General features: G+C 70.5%; 14 protein-coding genes. 9 read left to right on the plus strand and 5 right to left on the minus strand.

The window, feature by feature from the left end:
- The first annotated feature begins 288 nt into the window (after positions 1-288).
- Complete coding sequence (locus ACIA8X_RS15165; RefSeq protein WP_393445703.1) at positions 289-1,494, plus strand: transglycosylase family protein; 1,206 nt, start codon at positions 289-291, stop codon at positions 1,492-1,494.
- Here the strand turns inward: ACIA8X_RS15165 and ACIA8X_RS15170 are convergent.
- Positions 1,484-2,629, minus strand: coding sequence for a DMT family transporter (locus ACIA8X_RS15170; protein ID WP_393445701.1), 1,146 nt, complete (start codon positions 2,627-2,629; stop codon positions 1,484-1,486). The two genes, ACIA8X_RS15165 and ACIA8X_RS15170, sit on opposite strands and share 11 nt — an antisense overlap.
- Before the next feature lie 210 nt (positions 2,630-2,839).
- On the opposite strand from ACIA8X_RS15170, the gene ACIA8X_RS15175 reads away from it, so the two are divergent.
- The 3 genes from ACIA8X_RS15175 to glgC are packed head-to-tail and all read left to right on the plus strand — an operon-like array spanning position 2,840 to position 6,061.
- Entirely contained in the window at positions 2,840-3,595 is a 756-nt protein-coding gene (locus ACIA8X_RS15175) for a (2Fe-2S)-binding protein (RefSeq protein WP_399458425.1), read from the plus strand.
- 42 nt (positions 3,596-3,637) lie between these two features.
- Positions 3,638-4,789 carry a glycogen synthase gene (gene glgA, locus ACIA8X_RS15180; RefSeq protein ID WP_393445697.1) on the plus strand — a complete coding sequence of 384 codons (1,152 nt, stop codon included), beginning with the start codon at positions 3,638-3,640 and terminating at the stop codon, positions 4,787-4,789.
- Positions 4,790-4,840: 51 nt separating this feature from the next.
- Positions 4,841-6,061 carry a glucose-1-phosphate adenylyltransferase gene (gene glgC / locus ACIA8X_RS15185; protein WP_393445695.1) on the plus strand — a complete coding sequence of 407 codons (1,221 nt, stop codon included), beginning with the start codon at positions 4,841-4,843 and terminating at the stop codon, positions 6,059-6,061.
- A gap of 52 nt (positions 6,062-6,113) precedes the next feature.
- Here glgC and ACIA8X_RS15190 read toward each other — a convergent pair whose 3' ends face one another.
- A complete protein-coding gene (locus ACIA8X_RS15190; protein ID WP_399458426.1) occupies positions 6,114-6,785 on the minus strand; it encodes a hypothetical protein in 672 nt (223 codons plus the stop codon).
- Between the two features lie 159 nt (positions 6,786-6,944).
- The gene (locus ACIA8X_RS15195) at positions 6,945-7,856 is read right to left on the minus strand and encodes a DMT family transporter (RefSeq protein WP_393445691.1); all 912 of its coding nucleotides are present in this window, start codon (positions 7,854-7,856) and stop codon (positions 6,945-6,947) included.
- 75 nt (positions 7,857-7,931) lie between these two features.
- Between ACIA8X_RS15195 and ACIA8X_RS15200 the strand changes: the two genes are divergently transcribed.
- The 4 genes from ACIA8X_RS15200 (at position 7,932) to ACIA8X_RS15215 (ending at position 14,440) form a co-directional block, all read left to right on the plus strand.
- On the plus strand, positions 7,932-8,534 hold the full coding sequence (locus tag ACIA8X_RS15200) for a TetR/AcrR family transcriptional regulator (protein ID WP_399458427.1): 603 nt from the start codon (positions 7,932-7,934) through the stop codon (positions 8,532-8,534).
- A gap of 156 nt (positions 8,535-8,690) precedes the next feature.
- Positions 8,691-11,315, plus strand: a complete 2,625-nt coding sequence (locus ACIA8X_RS15205; protein ID WP_399458428.1) for a PA14 domain-containing protein — start codon at positions 8,691-8,693, stop codon at positions 11,313-11,315.
- Positions 11,316-11,460: 145 nt separating this feature from the next.
- Positions 11,461-12,798 (plus strand): wax ester/triacylglycerol synthase family O-acyltransferase, encoded by a 1,338-nt coding sequence (locus ACIA8X_RS15210; RefSeq protein WP_399458429.1) that lies wholly within the window; start codon positions 11,461-11,463, stop codon positions 12,796-12,798.
- Between the two features lie 124 nt (positions 12,799-12,922).
- A complete protein-coding gene (locus ACIA8X_RS15215) occupies positions 12,923-14,440 on the plus strand; it encodes an SDR family NAD(P)-dependent oxidoreductase (RefSeq protein ID WP_393445683.1) in 1,518 nt (505 codons plus the stop codon).
- A gap of 60 nt (positions 14,441-14,500) precedes the next feature.
- Here the strand turns inward: ACIA8X_RS15215 and ACIA8X_RS15220 are convergent, their stop codons facing one another.
- Both ACIA8X_RS15220 and ACIA8X_RS15225 read right to left on the minus strand, forming a co-directional pair.
- Entirely contained in the window at positions 14,501-15,307 is an 807-nt protein-coding gene (locus ACIA8X_RS15220; protein WP_399458430.1) for an SDR family oxidoreductase, read from the minus strand.
- A gap of 25 nt (positions 15,308-15,332) precedes the next feature.
- A complete protein-coding gene (locus ACIA8X_RS15225) occupies positions 15,333-15,722 on the minus strand; it encodes an HD domain-containing protein (protein ID WP_399458431.1) in 390 nt (129 codons plus the stop codon).
- A gap of 473 nt (positions 15,723-16,195) precedes the next feature.
- Here ACIA8X_RS15225 and ACIA8X_RS15230 point away from each other — a divergent pair, with 473 nt between their 5' ends.
- Entirely contained in the window at positions 16,196-16,369 is a 174-nt protein-coding gene (locus ACIA8X_RS15230; RefSeq protein ID WP_003996074.1) for a hypothetical protein, read from the plus strand.
- Positions 16,370-16,399 lie beyond the last annotated feature (30 nt).

The raw sequence follows: 16,399 nt of genomic DNA on the forward strand, positions 1-16,399 counted from the left end.
ATCAGCGGTGCCGGTCATGCCCGCCAGTATTGCCCCATCGTCCATCCTGACGTGCTGGTTGTCCGACCGCACATCCGGGGTGGCGTGATGTCGCAGGCAGATACGCACGGAAGGCCCCGCCGCACTCAGCCGTCCCGCCCGTCGACACGGAGACGACGGGCAACGTACGCCGATTCCTCGCCACTTGGCATGAACGGGAGGCTGAATTGCCGTCTTGTCATGGCCTGTTCGCAGCGCTTACTTTTGCCCCTCCTGACGCATGTCGATGGTCGACGGGGAGGCTCCGACATGGCCGCACGCGGCCGGCACCGCCGGTACCAGCCGAACAGGATCAACCGCGCCTCACTCACCGTCACCGCGGGCGGCGCCGGAATGGCGCTCCCCCTCATCGGCACCGGCGTCGCGCAGGCGGCCGACCTGGACACCTGGAACAAGGTCGCCGCGTGCGAGTCGACCAGCCGCTGGCACGTCAACACCGGCAACGGCTACTACGGCGGCCTGCAGTTCGCCCAGTCGACCTGGGAGGCGTACGGCGGCGCGCGGTACGCGGCCCGGGCGGACCTGGCCACCAAGGACCAGCAGATCGCCGTGGCGGAGAAGGTGCTGGACGGGCAGGGGCCCGGCGCCTGGCCGGTGTGCTCGGTGCGGGCGGGGCTGACCCAGGGCGGGGACACACCCGACGTCCACCCCGCCGGCAGCCCGAAGAAGACCTCGGTCCAGGACGTCCAGCCGCAGACCACACCGCAGTCACGGGCGGGCACCGCCGAGATGTACACGGTCGTCCGCGGCGACACCCTCTCGGGGATCGCCGAGTCGCAGAAGGTCCGGGGCGGTTGGCGGGGGCTGTACGCCGCGAACCGCGAGGCCGTCGGAGCGGACCCCGACCTGATCCTGCCGGGCCAGCGGCTCGCGCTGCGCGGCAAGGCCCCCACGACGGGGACCGGGGCGACGTCCGCCCCCAAGACCGCCACCAAGGCCCCGCCCAAGGCCGCCACCAAGGCCCCGCCCAAGTCGGCGCCCAAGACCCCACCCAAGTCCGCGCCCGAGAAGACCTCTTCGGACCGCGACGAGCAGGCCGCGACCACCACTCGCTCGCTGGTCGCCCCGGTGAGCTCCGCCGCCGGCACCCCCTACCGCAAGGCCGGTTCCTCCTGGTCGAAGGGCTACCACACCGGCGTCGACTTCCCCGTCCCGACCGGCACGTCCGTGAAGTCCGTCGGGGCAGGTCAGGTGGTCAGCGCGGGGTGGGAGGGCTCCTTCGGCTACCAGGTGGTGATCCGCCACACCGACGGTCGCTACAGCCAGTACGCCCACCTCTCGGCCATCTCCGTGAAGTCCGGGCAGTCGGTGGGCGCCGGGCAGCGCATAGGCCGCTCGGGGTCCACGGGCAACAGCACGGGCCCGCATCTGCACTTCGAGGTGCGGACGGGGCCCGGATTCGGCGCGGACATCGACCCGGTCGCCTATCTCCGGGCCGGCGGCGTCAGGATTTGACGCGCGTACGGTGCCGGTCCAGGACTGGCATCGGTACGTACGGGCCGCCGTAGAAGGGGCCGTAGAGGTTCGGGGGCGCGCTGTCGGGGTGCGGCGGCTCGCCGTCTCCGTACGCGCTGTCCGCGACCTGGGCCGGGATGAGGATGTCGTCGATCCGGTCGGGTACGAGGAGTTCCTCGCGCGGCATCGGCAGCGCCGCGGGCTGCTCCGGAAGGCCGGCGAGCAGTTCCTCGGCACCCACCGGGGCCACCGTCGGCTCGGCCGGGGTGACCATCTCGGGCAGGGCTTGCGGGGCCTGCGCCTCGGTGCGTGCGATCCGCTCCGTCGTCAGCAGGATCAGGCCGCCCGCCGCCACCACACCGCAGCCGAGCGCGAGCACGGTGCCCGTGGTGCCGTAGCGGAAGGTTTCGCCGAACATCGTGATGCCGACCGCGGCCGCCACCACCGGGTTCACCACCGTCAGCGTGGCCAGCGGTGCCGCGAGGCCCGCGCCCCGGTAGGCGGCCTGGGACAGCAGCAGGCCGGCCGTGGCGAAGACGCCTATCGTGGCCAGGGCCGGAATGTCGGCCGCCGACACCCCGCCGTTCCAGTCGACCGCGACCAGCTTCGTGAACACCGAGGACATGCCGAAGGCTATGCCGGAGCCGGTCGCGAGCAGCATGCTGCGCACCGCCGGGTGCCGGTGGGCCGCGCGGCCCGCGACCATCAGCGTCACGACGATGGCGCCGGTCACCAGGGCCACGCCGGCCCGCTCCGCCGTGGCCAGCGACTGCGACTCGGAGGAGCCGACCAGGGACAGCAGCCCGGCGAGACCCACGGTCGCCATGATCGCGCCGCGCCAGGCCGTCGACCCGGCCTTGCGGCCCACGAACAGCGCCGCCATCGGCAGCGCGAACACGATCGTCAGGGCACCGAGCGGCTGCACCAGACTCAGCGGACCGAACGCCAGCGCCACCACGTGCAGCAGACCACCGAGGCCGTTCAGCGCGACCGCCGCCCACCAGCCCGGCCGGCGCATCGGCGCGAACTGCTGACCCGGGGAGGACACCGCGACACGCTCCTGCACGATCGCCCCGCCCGCGTACGCGACGGCGGAGACGAGCGACAGGAGCACGGACAACGCGAGGGCGCTCATGAGCTGCTCCTCTGCGTGAGGCGGGGGCGGAGGCCCCGGCGCGGCGAACGGTCGGCTCTCATAATCAACACGATGCCGCGAAAAGCTCTTCCCGTCGTCGTACCAGAGCACCCACCGTGTCGTACTGCCGATGGAGTATCCGGGGGCCCATCTCATCCTCTGGTCGGGTGACCCCGGGTGCAGACCCCCAGGTGAAAACCCCGACCGGCCTTGGTACTACTGCTCTTCGTGGACCTCGACCCCGAACTCGTCGCGCTCAGGCCCCTCGGGGGCTTCTTCGTACTACGCACACCAGGGGAAGCAAGTCGGCCACATCCGACCCTGGCTCAGGCGTACGCCGAGCCCTCGGCGGACCCTCAGGAAGACCCCCTGGGGTTGCGCGTCCGGAAAGTCGCGAACGCCCTGCGCGCCCCCGAGTTGCGCATCGCCGCCTCGGTGGCCCAGCAGGGACTCGCGGCCCGCCTGTGGTCGGTGACGCTCGGCTGCGCCGCCCTGCAGGGCCGTATCCCCGACCTCGACCCGCGCCTGCTGCACTGGGATCCCGACGGCAGCGCCCCCGACGACCTGTGGCTCACCGAGGTGCGCCCGCTGTCCGCGGACCCGGCGACCCTCGCGGACGTCGTCCTGCACGGCCACCTGGAGCCCCTGACCGCCGCCCTGCACACCCGGTACCGCGTCGCCACCGGCCTCCTGTGGGGCAACGCCGGCTCCGCGCTCGCGGGCGCCGCCCGGCAACTGGACCAGTGGGCGAGCGCCCACGGCCGTACCGACACCGCCGACCGGGCCCGCGCCCTCACCGCGGAACTGTTCACCCACCCCCTCCTCGCCGGCACCGGCACCCTCACCGGAACCGCGTTCCGGCGCCGCAGCTGCTGCCTCTACTACCGGGTGCCGGGCGGGGGCGTATGCGGTGACTGTTGCTTCACACGAGCCCCGCGCTCTTCCCCACGCGCCCCATCTGGGTGACCATGGAAAGGGCAACCAGCCGCTGAGAACAGGGGGTTCCGGGTGCGTGTGGGACTGCTGACCCGGGAGTACCCGCCGGACGTGTACGGCGGCGCGGGCGTCCATGTCGAGTTCCTCGCCCGGGAGTTGAGGGACCTCGTCGACCTGGAGGTGCACACCTGGGGTGAGGGACGCGCGGTCGGCGTGCTGCGGCACCGCCCCTGGTCCGCGCTCGACACCGCCAACGACGCGCTGCGCACCTTCTCCGTGGACCTCGCCATGGCCGCCGGCCTGGAAGGCCGCGAACTCGTCCACTCCCACACCTGGTACGCCAACCTCGCCGGCCATCTCGGCAAACTCCTGTACGGCATCCCGCATGTGATGACCGCCCACTCCCTGGAGCCCCTGCGCCCCTGGAAGGCCGAGCAACTCGGCGGCGGATACGCCCTGTCCAGCTGGGCCGAGCGCACCGCGATCGAGGCCGCCGACGCGGTGATCGCCGTCTCCGGAGCGATGCGCGAGGACATCCTCGGCTGCTATCCGGCGCTGGATCCGGGGCGGGTCCACGTCGTGCACAACGGCATCGACACCTCCCTGTACCGACCGGACCACGGCACCGACGTCCTCGACCGGTTCGGCCTCGACACCGACCGCCCGTACGTGCTGTTCGTAGGCCGCATCACCCGCCAGAAGGGCGTGCCCCATCTGCTCCGCGCGGTACGGCACATCGACCCCGCCGTGCAGGTGGTGCTGTGCGCGGGCGCGCCCGACACCCCCGAGATAGACCAGGAGTTCCGCGACCTCTACCAGGAGCTGAGCCGCGTCCGCGAGGGCGTGCACTGGATCCCGCAGATGCTGCCGCGGCCCGAGGTGATCCAACTCCTCACGCACGCCGCCGTGTTCGTCTGCCCTTCGGTGTACGAACCCCTCGGCATCGTCAACCTGGAGGCGATGGCCTGCGGAACTCCCGTGGTGGCCTCGCGGGTCGGCGGCATCCCCGAGGTCGTCGAGGACGGCAAGACGGGCCTGCTCGTCCCACTGGACGACGACTTCGAGACCGGCCTCGCGCAGGCCCTGGACTCGGTCGTCGGCGACCCGGAGGCCGCCCGCCGGATGGGCGAGGCCGGACGGGAGCGCGCGGTGGGGGAGTTCGGCTGGGACGCGGTGGCACGGCGAACGGTCCGGCTCTACGGGGAGATCCTCAAACAGGCTTAGTGCGCGCTGCACAGGGGCAGGCTGGGAGCAACCACGGTGAGGGGAGCGGCCATGCGTCGTGGCGGACCTTCGGTGCTCGGAATCGTACTCGCGGGCGGAGAAGGCAAACGCCTGATGCCCTTGACCACGGACCGCGCGAAACCCGCGGTCACCTTCGGCGGCACCTACCGTCTCGTCGACTTCGTCCTCTCCAACCTCGTCAACGCCGACATCCTGCGCATCTGCGTCCTCACGCAGTACAAGTCGCACTCGCTGGACCGGCACATCACCACGACGTGGCGGATGTCGAGCCTGCTCGGCAACTACGTCACCCCGGTCCCGGCCCAACAGCGCCTCGGCCCGCGCTGGTACCTGGGCAGCGCGGACGCGATCCTGCAGTCCCTGAACCTGATCTACGACGAACGCCCCGAGTACGTCGCGGTGTTCGGCGCCGACCACGTCTACCGCATGGACCCGCGCCAGATGCTGGCCCAGCACATCGAGAACGGCGCGGGCGTCACCGTGGCGGGCATACGCGTGCCGCGCGTCGAGTCGTCGTCCTTCGGCGTGATCAGCCCCGGCTCGGACGGCCAGACGATCGAACGCTTCCTGGAGAAGCCCGCCGACCCGCCCGGACTCCCGGACGACCCGGAGACCGTCTACGCCTCGATGGGCAACTACATCTTCACCACCAAGGCCCTCATCGAAGCGCTCCAGCGGGACGCCGAGGACCGCAACTCCGTGCACGACATGGGCGGTTCGATCCTGCCCCAGCTTACCGACCTGGGCGAGGCGCAGCTGTACGACTTCAGCGCCAACCACGTCCCCGGCGAGACCAACCGCGACCGCGGCTACTGGCGGGACGTCGGCACCCTGGACGCGTACTACGACGCCCACATGGACCTCATCGCCGAGCGCCCCGCCTTCAACCTCTTCAACCGCAGCTGGCCCATCTACACCCACTCCAACCAGCTCTCCCCGGCCCGCTTCAACGCGGGCGGCATGGCGAGTGAGTCCATCATCAGCGCCGGCTGCCTGATCCGCGGGCAGGTCACGCGGTCCGTGCTCTCGCCGGGGGTGGTGGTCGACCCGGGGGCGGTGGTGCAGGGGGCGGTGCTGCACGACAACGTGCGCATAGGGCGGGGCGCGGTGGTGCGGGGGGCCGTGCTCGACAAGAACGTCGAGGTGCCGCCCGGCGCGACGATCGGCGTCAACCCGGACCGGGACTCCGAGCTGTACACCGTCTCCAAGGGCGGAGTGATCGCGCTGGGGAAGGGGCAGCAGGTCTCCTAGCCGTCGGCGATCGTGGGCCCGCCGCTACGAAGGAGAGCGGCGGGCCGGCTCGTCAGCTGGCGCGGGTGAAGACCTCGCCCCGGGTGGAGCCGTCGGAGCAGAGCTTCTTCTCGTCGGCCGTCATCTTGCGGGACTTGACCACGACCGCGTTGTGCTTGCCGTCGGTGCCGTTCGGGGCCGGGCCGGTGATCACGTCGGGGACGAACCAGTAGTAGTGGCCCCACTTGGGGTCGTCGTAGTGCGTCTGCCATGTGCCGGATATCCGCTGCATCACCTGGGCGCGGGAGACCCAGCCCACCTCTCCCGGCTGGACGTTCACGGTGAAGGAACTCGTCTCCGTGTGCGAGCTCTGCCATGTGTAGTCGAACGTCGCGGTCACGCTGGCGGTGATGATCCCTTCGATTCCCCCACCGACGGTCACCGACCCGCCCACCGACTGGGAGGAGCCCACGGTGTCGGCCCACGACATGGTCTGGGCGGCGGGCGAGGCGGTGCAGTTGTAGAGCAGTTCCGAGACCTGACGGGGCGCGCCGAGGTAAGCCTGGCCGATCTCCGGGGAGTTGAAGCTGCACTTGCCTTCCCCGGAAGCGCAGTCGGCCATGATCTGCTCCGTGGTGGGCTGGTCGTCGGCCACAGCGGGCACGGCCGTCGCGATCATCCCGAACGCCGTGGCCGCCAGCACCAGGGTGCGGCCGCCGTACCGCAGGGCGCGGTTCCTCGTCATGGTTGTTGCCTCTCGCCGTACGTGGGGGAACGGTGACGCCGCCCGTTGTTCTCACTGGGCCCGCAGTCACCTCGTGGTGCCCACGAGGCTCACGTAGTCCACGGCCGAGCTACACCAAGAACTCGTAAAGTTGTACTTGATTCGGCAACTGGTGAACCGTCAATTAGCTTTGCAATGAGGCGAATTGGCTGGCGCGGGGCGAGTCGAGGTGGTGTCGCCGCGATGGACGACGAGGACCGCCGCGAGGCCGACGGCCAGGCCGAGAGCGGTCTGCGGGCCGAACGGTTCGCCGAACATGAGGGCTCCCCAGACCGCTGTGACCGGAGCCATGAGGAACATGAGCGTGTTGACCTTGGTCACCCCGGAGCGCCGCAGGATGAGCCAGTACAGGCCGTACCCGCCGAAGGTCGACAGGACCACCAGCCAGGTGATCGCGGTCCAGAACGACAGCTCGGCGGGCGGTGCCGCGGCTCCGGCGCCCACGGCGAGTGCCGTGAAGATGACCGCACTGGTCGCGCAGTGGATGGTCATGGACACCGTGGGGGCAACCCGCGCGCGGGAGCGGCTTTCCACAAACGTCGCCGCCACCAGCGCCAACATGCCGACGAAGGGAATGAGATAGGCCCACCAGGCCGCACCGGTACCGGCCGTGGCATCGGCCGCGGTGACGACGGCGACGCCACTCACCCCCAGGCACAGGCCCAGCCACTGCTTGCGCGAGACGTACTGACGCAGCAACGGCCCGGCAAGCGCACCGGCGACGAGGGGCTGGACTCCGTCGATCAGGGCGGTGGTGCCGCTGGAGACGCCGAGCTGGATCGCGTAGTAGACGGTGAGCAGGTAGCCGCTCTGCGACAGCACGCCGATCGCCGCCTGCCGGGCGACGTCCCGCGCCGACAGTCCCCGCCACGACATTCTGGAGGCGATGGCCACGCCGATCAGGGCGACGGCCAGCGGCAGGAACCGCCACATCAGGATCGTGACCGCGGACGCGCTTCCCGCGCCGAGCTTGGCGCCGATGAACCCGGAACTCCAGCACAGCACGAACGCGATCGAGAGCAGGAAGTTCACGGCTCACCCTCCTCGACTCGACTAAACAGATCGGTCTACTTCCGTCCACTATACAGATCGGTATACTCGCTGGGTATGGGGACTACCGAGACGCCACGACGGATCACGATGACGCCTGGTGCACGGCGCGCCCTGGAGGCCGCCGGGAGGCTGTTCTACGAGCGCGGCATCCATGCCGTCGGGGTGGACCTGATCGCCGCCGAAGCCGGGGTGACGAAGAAGACCCTCTACGACCGGTTCGGCTCCAAGGAGCAGATCGTCGTGGAGTACCTCGCGGATCGCGATGAACGCTGGCGGGCCTTCCTCGCCCAGCGCCTCGGCGCCGCCCGGCCGACTCCGGCCGCACGTCTGAAGGCCGTCTTCGAGGCCTCGCGCGCCTGGTCGGCGCAGCACAGCTCCAAGGGGTGCAGCATGGTCAACGCGCACGCCGAGATCAGTGATCCGTCCCATCCGGCCTACCCGATCATCGCCGGGCAGAAGGAGTGGATGCTCGCCCTGTTCACCGACCTCGCCAGGGACGTCACCCCGGACGGGGCCGACCGAGTGGGCCGGACGCTCATGCTCCTTCACGAAGGAGCGCTGGTCGCCCACGGCCTGAACGTCTTCGCGGACCCCATCGGTCACGCCGGCGAACAGGCCCAGGCCCTCCTGGCGGCCGCCGAAGCGCGGGTGACGTGAGGCTGACGGGACTCCTGCGCGGCACTGGGGCTCCTGCGCGGCACCGGGACTCCCGCGCGTCACGAGGTGGGCCCTCTTGTCATGCACCTGGACGGGTGTTGGAATCCGTGCTGTTATGCCAACTACTGTCCATGACAACGTTGTTATGGAGGCTCTGTGCGCATACAACGTCTCAGAAACCGACTCGTGTTACTGCTCGCCGGGGCCCTGGGCGTCGCGGGGCTCAGCGCGACGCCCGCCCGCGCCGCAGGGGAGGACCCCGTGGAGATCCACGGTCTGAAGGGCGAGTACTACACCCAGTCCGCCCCCGGCGCCTTCGACTTCCACGAGCTGAAGGCGACCGCATTCGACCCCGACCTCGACTTCGACGACCTGGAGCCGCGTCTGGCCTTCGCCACCGGCCGGTCGGACGACGTCAGCGTCCGCTGGACCGGAAAGATCGTGCCGGAGAAGACCGGCCCGCACACCTTCTCGATCATCGGCGACAACGGCTTCCGCCTCTGGATCGACGGAAGGCTCGCCATCGACCACTGGGTCGACGACTGGGACCGCGAACAGACCGCCGCCCCCGTCGAGTTGACCGCCGGCACCGCCCACGACATCAAGGTCGAGTACTTCGAGCACTACGGCGGCTCCAACCTCCACCTCCGCTGGACCGAGCCCGGCGGCGGCAAGGAGCCCGTCCCGCAGTCCGCGTTCCGGCTCCCCGACGGCTTCGACTACGACGGGGCGATCGCGGCCACGGTCCTCGGCGAGGGCCGTACGCTCAAGCTGGACTTCGCGCGGAGGCTCGCCGCGCCCCCGCCCGACGTCACCGACCACCTGGACGCGGTCATCGGCGGGGCGGCCTGGCCGCTCGGGGCCGCCAAGGTGGACCCGGCCGACGCCAAGGCCCTGCTAATCGCGCTCAAGGAGCCCGTGGTCGGCAACAAGACCGGGACGGCACGGGGCACGGCGGATGTCCGCTACGACGGTCAGGGCGCCCTCGCCGACGCCGAAGGCAACGTTGTCAAAGCCTTCTGGAGCAGCGGCCCCAACCGGTCGACGCACCAGCTGCGCACGAAGTGGGCCGACGAGGTGGGCCCGGACAACGCCCTCCCCGCATACCCACGACCGCAGCTGATCCGGGACGCCTGGCGCAACCTCAACGGCCGCTGGCAGTTCGCGGCGGCCGAGGCGGGGGAGCGGCCCCCGGTCGGCAGGAACCTCGCCGAGCGGATCCTCGTCCCGTACCCGGTCGAGTCCCAGCTCTCCGGTCTGGAGCGGCACGAGGACCGCATGTGGTACCGCCGCACCTTCACGGTCCCGGCCGACTGGCGCATCGGCTCCGGCAAGCGCCTGAAGCTCAACTTCGGCGGCGTCGACTGGCGGTCCGAGGTCTACGTCAACGGCACCAAGGTCACCGAGCACACCGGCGGCTACGACAAGTTCGGCGCCGACATCACCGACGCGCTGAAGCCCGGCCGCACCCAGGAGCTGATCGTCGGCGTGTACGACCCGACCGACGCGGCGAACGGCGAGAACCCGCCGCTCGGCAAGCAGCGCCTGGACCCCAGCGGCATCTGGTACACCCCGTCCTCCGGCATCTGGCAGACGGTGTGGATGGAGCCGGTCGCCGCCGATCACGTGGACGGGCTCAAGCTGGTCCCGGACATCGAAGCGGGCACCCTGACCGTCGAGCCGCAGGGCGTGCGCGACGGCCTACCCGTCACGGCGACGGCGTACGACGGACGGCGCAAGGTCGCCACCGCGAGCGGCCGCACCGGCCGGCCGCTGACCCTGACCATCGACGATCCGCACCTGTGGTCGCCCGACGACCCGTTCCTGTACGACCTGAAGGTGACCGTCGGTGCCGACCGGGTCGGCAGCTACTTCGGTATGCGCTCCATCGCCGTCGAGAAGCTGAACGGTGTGCCGCGCACCGTCCTCAACGGCGAGCCGATCTTCATGATGGCCACCCTCGACCAGGGCTTCTGGCCCGACGGTCTGCACACCGCGCCGACCGACGACGCCCTGGCCTACGACCTGAAGGTGCACAAGCAACTGGGCTTCAACGCCGTGCGCAAGCACATCAAGGTCGAGCCCGACCGCTGGTTCTACTGGGCCGACCGGCTGGGCCTGCTGGTGTGGCAGGACATGCCCGCGATGACCGCTGGCGTGAACCCGGGCGACGGGGCGCGCGCCCAGTACGAGCGCGAGATGAAGCAGATGATCGACGAGCACATCAGCAGCCCGTCGGTGGTCATGTGGGTCACCTTCAACGAGGGCTGGGGCCAGTACGACGTCGGTCGCGTCGCCGAGCAGGCGAAGGCCTGGGACCCGACCCGGCTGGTCAACAACCAGTCAGGTCTGAACCTCGGGGCCGACGGCGACGCCGGCGACATCATGGACGAGCACGGCTATCCGAGCCCGGCACTGCCACCGCGCCCAGACGGCGAACGGGCACTGGTCAGCGGCGAGTACGGCGGCCTCGGTCTGGCGGTGCCCGGGCACGCCTGGTCGGTGCAGATGTCGTATGTCGACGTCGACCCGGCCGCCTACACCGACGACTACCTCACCAAGCTCGACGAGGTGCGTGCCCTGGTCTGCCGGGGCAGCAACGGCGCCGTGTACACCCAGATCTCGGATGTCGAGGGGGAGCTGAACGGCTTCCTGACCTACGACCGGGCAGTACTGAAACCGGACACGGCACGGCTCAAGGCCGCGCACGAGGCGTTGATCCGTGACGCCTCCCGGGTGACTCCCACGGGATGCCCGGCGCCGCAACCTGTGTTGAAGTGACCTCATATGCACCATGAGTCCCGCCCCTTTCATCAGGGGCGGGACTTAATCTGCTGTTAACTGTGCGTAGCTTGATCGTACTTGACCGTAATCGCTCAAGGGCGATTGACTGCTGATCCACCCGTCGCCGACGCGAGGCAAGCCATTGACGTCTGACCTGCTCGCACCTCTCGACCTGGCGTTCTGGAACATCGAGTCCGCCGAACACCCCATGCACCTGGGCGCGCTGGGCGTGTTCACGGCGCACTCGCCCACCGCGGGCGCCCACGCGGCCGACCTGCTCGCCGCGCGTGCCGCAGCCGTTCCGGGGCTGCGGATGCGCATCCGCGACGCATGGCAGCCGCAGGGCCTCCTCCAGCCGTTCTCCTTCGGCGGCGCCACCCGTGAGCCCGCCCCGGACTTCGACCCGCTCGACCACGTCCGGCTGCACGCCCCGACCGCCGACTTCCAGACGGTCGCGGGCCGCCTCATGGAGTGCCCGCTGGAGCGCGGCCGGCCGCCGTGGGAGGCGCATGTGCTGCCGGGCGAGGACGGTGTGTCGTTCGCCGTGCTCTTCAAGTTCCACCACGCCCTGGCCGACGGACTGCGGGCGCTGACGCTCGCCGCCGCCGTCCTCGACCCCATGGACATGCCCGCCCGCAAACCCCGCCCCGAGGAGCCCCGACGCAGCCGGCTTCCGGATGTGCGCAGGCTGTCGGGGCTGGTGCGCGGCGCTCTGTCCGACGTGGGCCGGGCCCTCGACATCGGCGCCTCCGTCGCCGTGTCGACCCTGGGGATGCAGTCGTCGTCCGCGCTGACCGCCGAGCCGAGCGGCACCCGCCGTACCGCCGGGGTCGTCGTCGACATCGACGACGTGCACGTGATCCGAAAGGCCGTCGGCGGCACCGTCAACGACGTCCTCATCGCGGTCGTCGCGGGCGCCCTGCGCCGCTGGCTCGACGAGCGCGGCGACGGCAGTGAGGGCGTCGCGCCGCGTGCCCTGATCCCCGTCTCCAAGCGCCGCCCGCGCACCGCGCACCCTCAGGGCAACCGGCTCTCCGGTTACTTGATACGGCTCCCTGTCGACGACCCCGACCCGCTGCGCCGCCTCGCCACGGTCCGCACCGCCATGGACCGCAACAAGGACGCCGGCCCCAACCGGGGCGCGGGTGCCGTCGCCCTGCTCGCCGATCACGTCCCCGCGCTCGGCCACCGGCTCGGCGGACCGCTGGTCGGAGGGGCCGCCCGGCTCTGGTTCGACATCCTGGTCACCAGCGTGCCGCTGCCCGGCATCGCCCTGAAGCTCGGCGGCCACCAGGTCACCGAGGTCTTCCCGTTCGCCCCGCTGGCCCGCGGCCAGTCCCTGGCGATCGCGATCTCGACGTACCGCGGACGCGTCCACTACGGGCTCGTCGCCGACGCCAAGGCCGTACCGGACCTGGAGGTTCTCGCCAAGGCCGTGTCCGAGGAGGTGCGGTCGCTGATCACCGCCTGCGCTCCCTGAGCCCCACTTCTCGGCTCTCCTTTCGCCGGATTTTGGAGGAGTGGCCCGGCGCTCCGTAGAATTCCGCGTTCGAAAGCAGGCGCGGTCGGAGCGCCGCGCGGGTGATCAGGGAAACGGCAGCGCGATGACGGTGACAGAGGACGGCCCGGCGACCACGGACGAGGTCGCGTACGAGCCCGGCGACGAGGTCGTCCACGGCCCCGGCATCGACCCCGAACGGCTCGCCGTCTGCCTCGGCGTGCTCGACGAGCTCGACAAGCTGGAGGTCGACCACCCCGACGCGATCGCCGTACGCCGCGCCACCGCGGGGATCTACCGCACGGTCAAGCAGCGCCGCCGCCAGGAGCGCCGGGCCGCCAAGACCGCCCACGACAAGGCGGTCACGGAGGCCACGGCGACCGGCTCCGCCCAGCGCATCGACGACGAGACGGAAGGCATCCTGCCGTCGTCGGTCACCGAGGCGGGCAAGATCGCGGGGATACTCCAGCGCCCGCGCTCCTGCTACACCTGCAAGGCCCGGTACGTGGAAGTCGACTACTTCTACCACCAGCTCTGTCCGGACTGCGCCGCCCTGAACCGGGCCAAGCGCGACGTCCGCGCCGACCTCACCGGCAAGCGCGCCCTGCTCACCGGCGGCCGCGCCAAGATCGGCATGTACATCGCGCTGAGGCTGCTGCGCGACGGCGCGCACACGACGATCACCACGCGCTTCCCCAAGGACGCCATCCGCCGCTTCAAGGCCATGGACGACTCGGCGGACTGGCTGCACCGCCTGGAGGTCGTCGGCATCGACCTGCGCGACCCGGCGCAGGCCGTGGCCCTCGCCGACCAGGTCGCCGAGGCGGGCCCGCTGGACGTCCTGATCAACAACGCGACGCAGACCGTACGCCGGCTGCCCGCCGCCTACGCCGCCCTGGTCGACGGCGAGAGCGCGCCGCTGCCCGCCGGTGAGCTGCCCGCCCACCATGTCATCGGCGCCTTCGGCTCCGGTGCCGTCGACGGCCTGGCCGCGCTGCCCGTCGGGATCTCCGGCCTCGACGCCCAGCAGGTCGCCGACCTCGCCCTGGTCGCGGGCAACGCCAGCGTCGCCCGGCACCTCGACGGCACCGCGATCGACGCGGGCGGGCTCGTTCCTGACGTCGTCGACACCAACACCTGGGTGCAGACCATCGAGCAGATCTCCCCGGTGGAGCTCCTCGAAACCCAACTGTGCAACTACACGGCGCCGTTCATCCTGATCAGCAAGTTGCGGCCGGCCATGGCCGAGGCCGCGAAGAAGGCGGCGAGCGGGCGGGCGTACATCGTGAACGTCTCGGCCATGGAGGGCGTCTTCGGGCGCGGCTACAAGGGTGCGGGGCATCCGAACACGAATGCCGCCAAGGCCGCGATGAACATGGTCACGCGGACCAGTGCGCAGGAGATGTTCCAGAGCGACGGCATCCTCATGACGTCCGTCGACACCGGCTGGATCACGGACGAGCGGCCCCACTACGACAAGTTGCGGCTTGCGGAGGAGGGGTTCCATGCGCCGCTGGATCTCGTGGATGGGGCGGCTCGGGTGTACGACCCGGTCGTGCGGGGTGAGGCGGGTGAGGATCTGTACGGGGTCTTCTTGAAGGATTACGCGCCCGGTAAGTGGTAGGCGGGGGCCGGTGGTGCGTCTGCGGGTGGGTGGGGGCTGGTCGCGCAGTTCCCCGCGCCCCTAGGGGGTTGCAGGACCGTGTGATCGTAAGTGCTCGTGCACTGCGTATCCCGTTGCCGTTTGTGCCGCCCGCACCCTTGTCCCGCCGTCCACCAACAGGTCCGCCCCCGTCACCCACTCCGCCGCGTCCGACGCCAGCCACGCCACCGCCCGGGCCACGTCCTCCGGTTCCCCGATGCGGCCGAGCGGTAGGCCGGCGGCGATCTCCTCCTCGCCCGGCTCCCACACGAACCGTGCCATTTCCGTGCGGACCAGGCCGGGGGACACCGAGTTGACCCGCACCTTCGGGGCCAGTTCGCCCGCGAGCTGCTGGGTCAGGTGGAGGAGGGCCGCCTTGCTGGTGCCGTAGGCGCCGATGTTGGGGCCGACATGGGTGGCGCCCTCCGTGCAGACGTTGATCACGGCGCCGCCGTGTTCCCGCATCCAGGCCCGCCAGGCGCACTGCACGAGTCGCAGCGGTGCCTCGACGTTCACGGTGAAGGCCTCGCGCCATGCCAATGGATCTACGTCCATGAGGGGGCCGTACGGCAGGTTCGTCGCGGCATTGTTGACCACGACGTCGATCCGGCCGAACTCGCGCAGGGCCAGGTCCACGACCGCCCGCAGATGGTCCGGGTCGGCCACGCTGCCCGCCGCCCCCACACCGCCCAGCTCAGCAGCTGTCCGCCGAACCTCGTCGGCGTCCCGCGCTGTCACGCACACCAGCGCCCCCGCGGCGGCCAGTTCCCGGGCGACGGCGTGCCCGATGCCGCGCGTGGCGCCGGTGACGACGGCGGCCCTGCCCTGAAGTCCGTACGACGGCCTCATCGCCGTACCGTCTCATGACGGACCGTCAGTCGACAGCCCCAAGACGCGAGTGCCGTGCCGCCACCAGCTCCAGGACCGTGCGCCAGTCCTCCAGCACACCGGCGTCGAACCTGGTGGCCCGGCTCTCCTCGTCCGCCAGGCTGAGGCGGAGCACGTCCTCGTCGGTGCCGTGGCCGCGTACGAGGCGGTAGACGCGCTCGCCCAGCAGTGGCCGTACGGCTTCGGCCGCGCTCTCGGTGCGGCGGATCTCGTCGCCGGGGCGCAGCAGCTCCCCGATGTCGTGTACCAGCCCCGCCACTTGGAGTTCCTTGTCGGCGGGGCGGCTGCGGCGCAGCAGCGCGGCGGTCCGCAGCGCGCGCTGGTGCGGGCATGCGTACAGCAGATCCATCAGCTCTTCGACACTGCGCAGCTCCATGCGTCAGTCCTCCCGCCGGACAAGCCGTTGCCGTTCGTCAGCAGATCATGGCCGCCTTGCGAATCGGCCAACGGGACTTGAACTGCCCGGCGTGACGGGGTCGCTAGTCGGGCGGGAAGATGATGTTGGGCCGAACGAGTGATTTGTAATCACCGCATTCCGTAACAAACACGTGAATAACGGAATGGCCGAATGCTGCTTGACTCCGGATAGTTACAGCTTGTTTGCAGCCCCATCGAGCGGGCACCCGCTCATTTGGTTAATCTGTAGCGGACGGACATCACTACCGGGTCCCAACCCACACCCATGGTCCGTCCCGGGACAAGCCGGTGCACAACGGCCTGCTTGCGCACCAGTTACCGGCGCCACCGCGTCCGAGCCGACTTTGAGCAAGACCCGAGCGGGCGTCAGGTACCGGACCGCAGACTGGCCCGGCCCGCCCCGAGGGTGATCCGACACAGAAGGAGTGCGCGGTGACACCTGAGAAGACGAATCGCGAACAGCGCCCCAAGGAACGCACGGAGCGCTCGGGCCGCCGGTCCAAGGAGATCGGCAGTCTCGATGTGTGGGCCAGGTCCGCCCCCATTCGCCTGGCCGGTTACGAGGACGACCTCGCCGAGCCCCACATCCTGCCCAGCGTCGACTGACGGGGCAGAAGCTTCGCGATCGCCGACCGC

It is taken from the genome of Streptomyces sp. NPDC051738 (genome assembly GCF_044453205.1).
Taxonomy (GTDB): Bacteria; Actinomycetota; Actinomycetes; order Streptomycetales; family Streptomycetaceae; genus Streptomyces.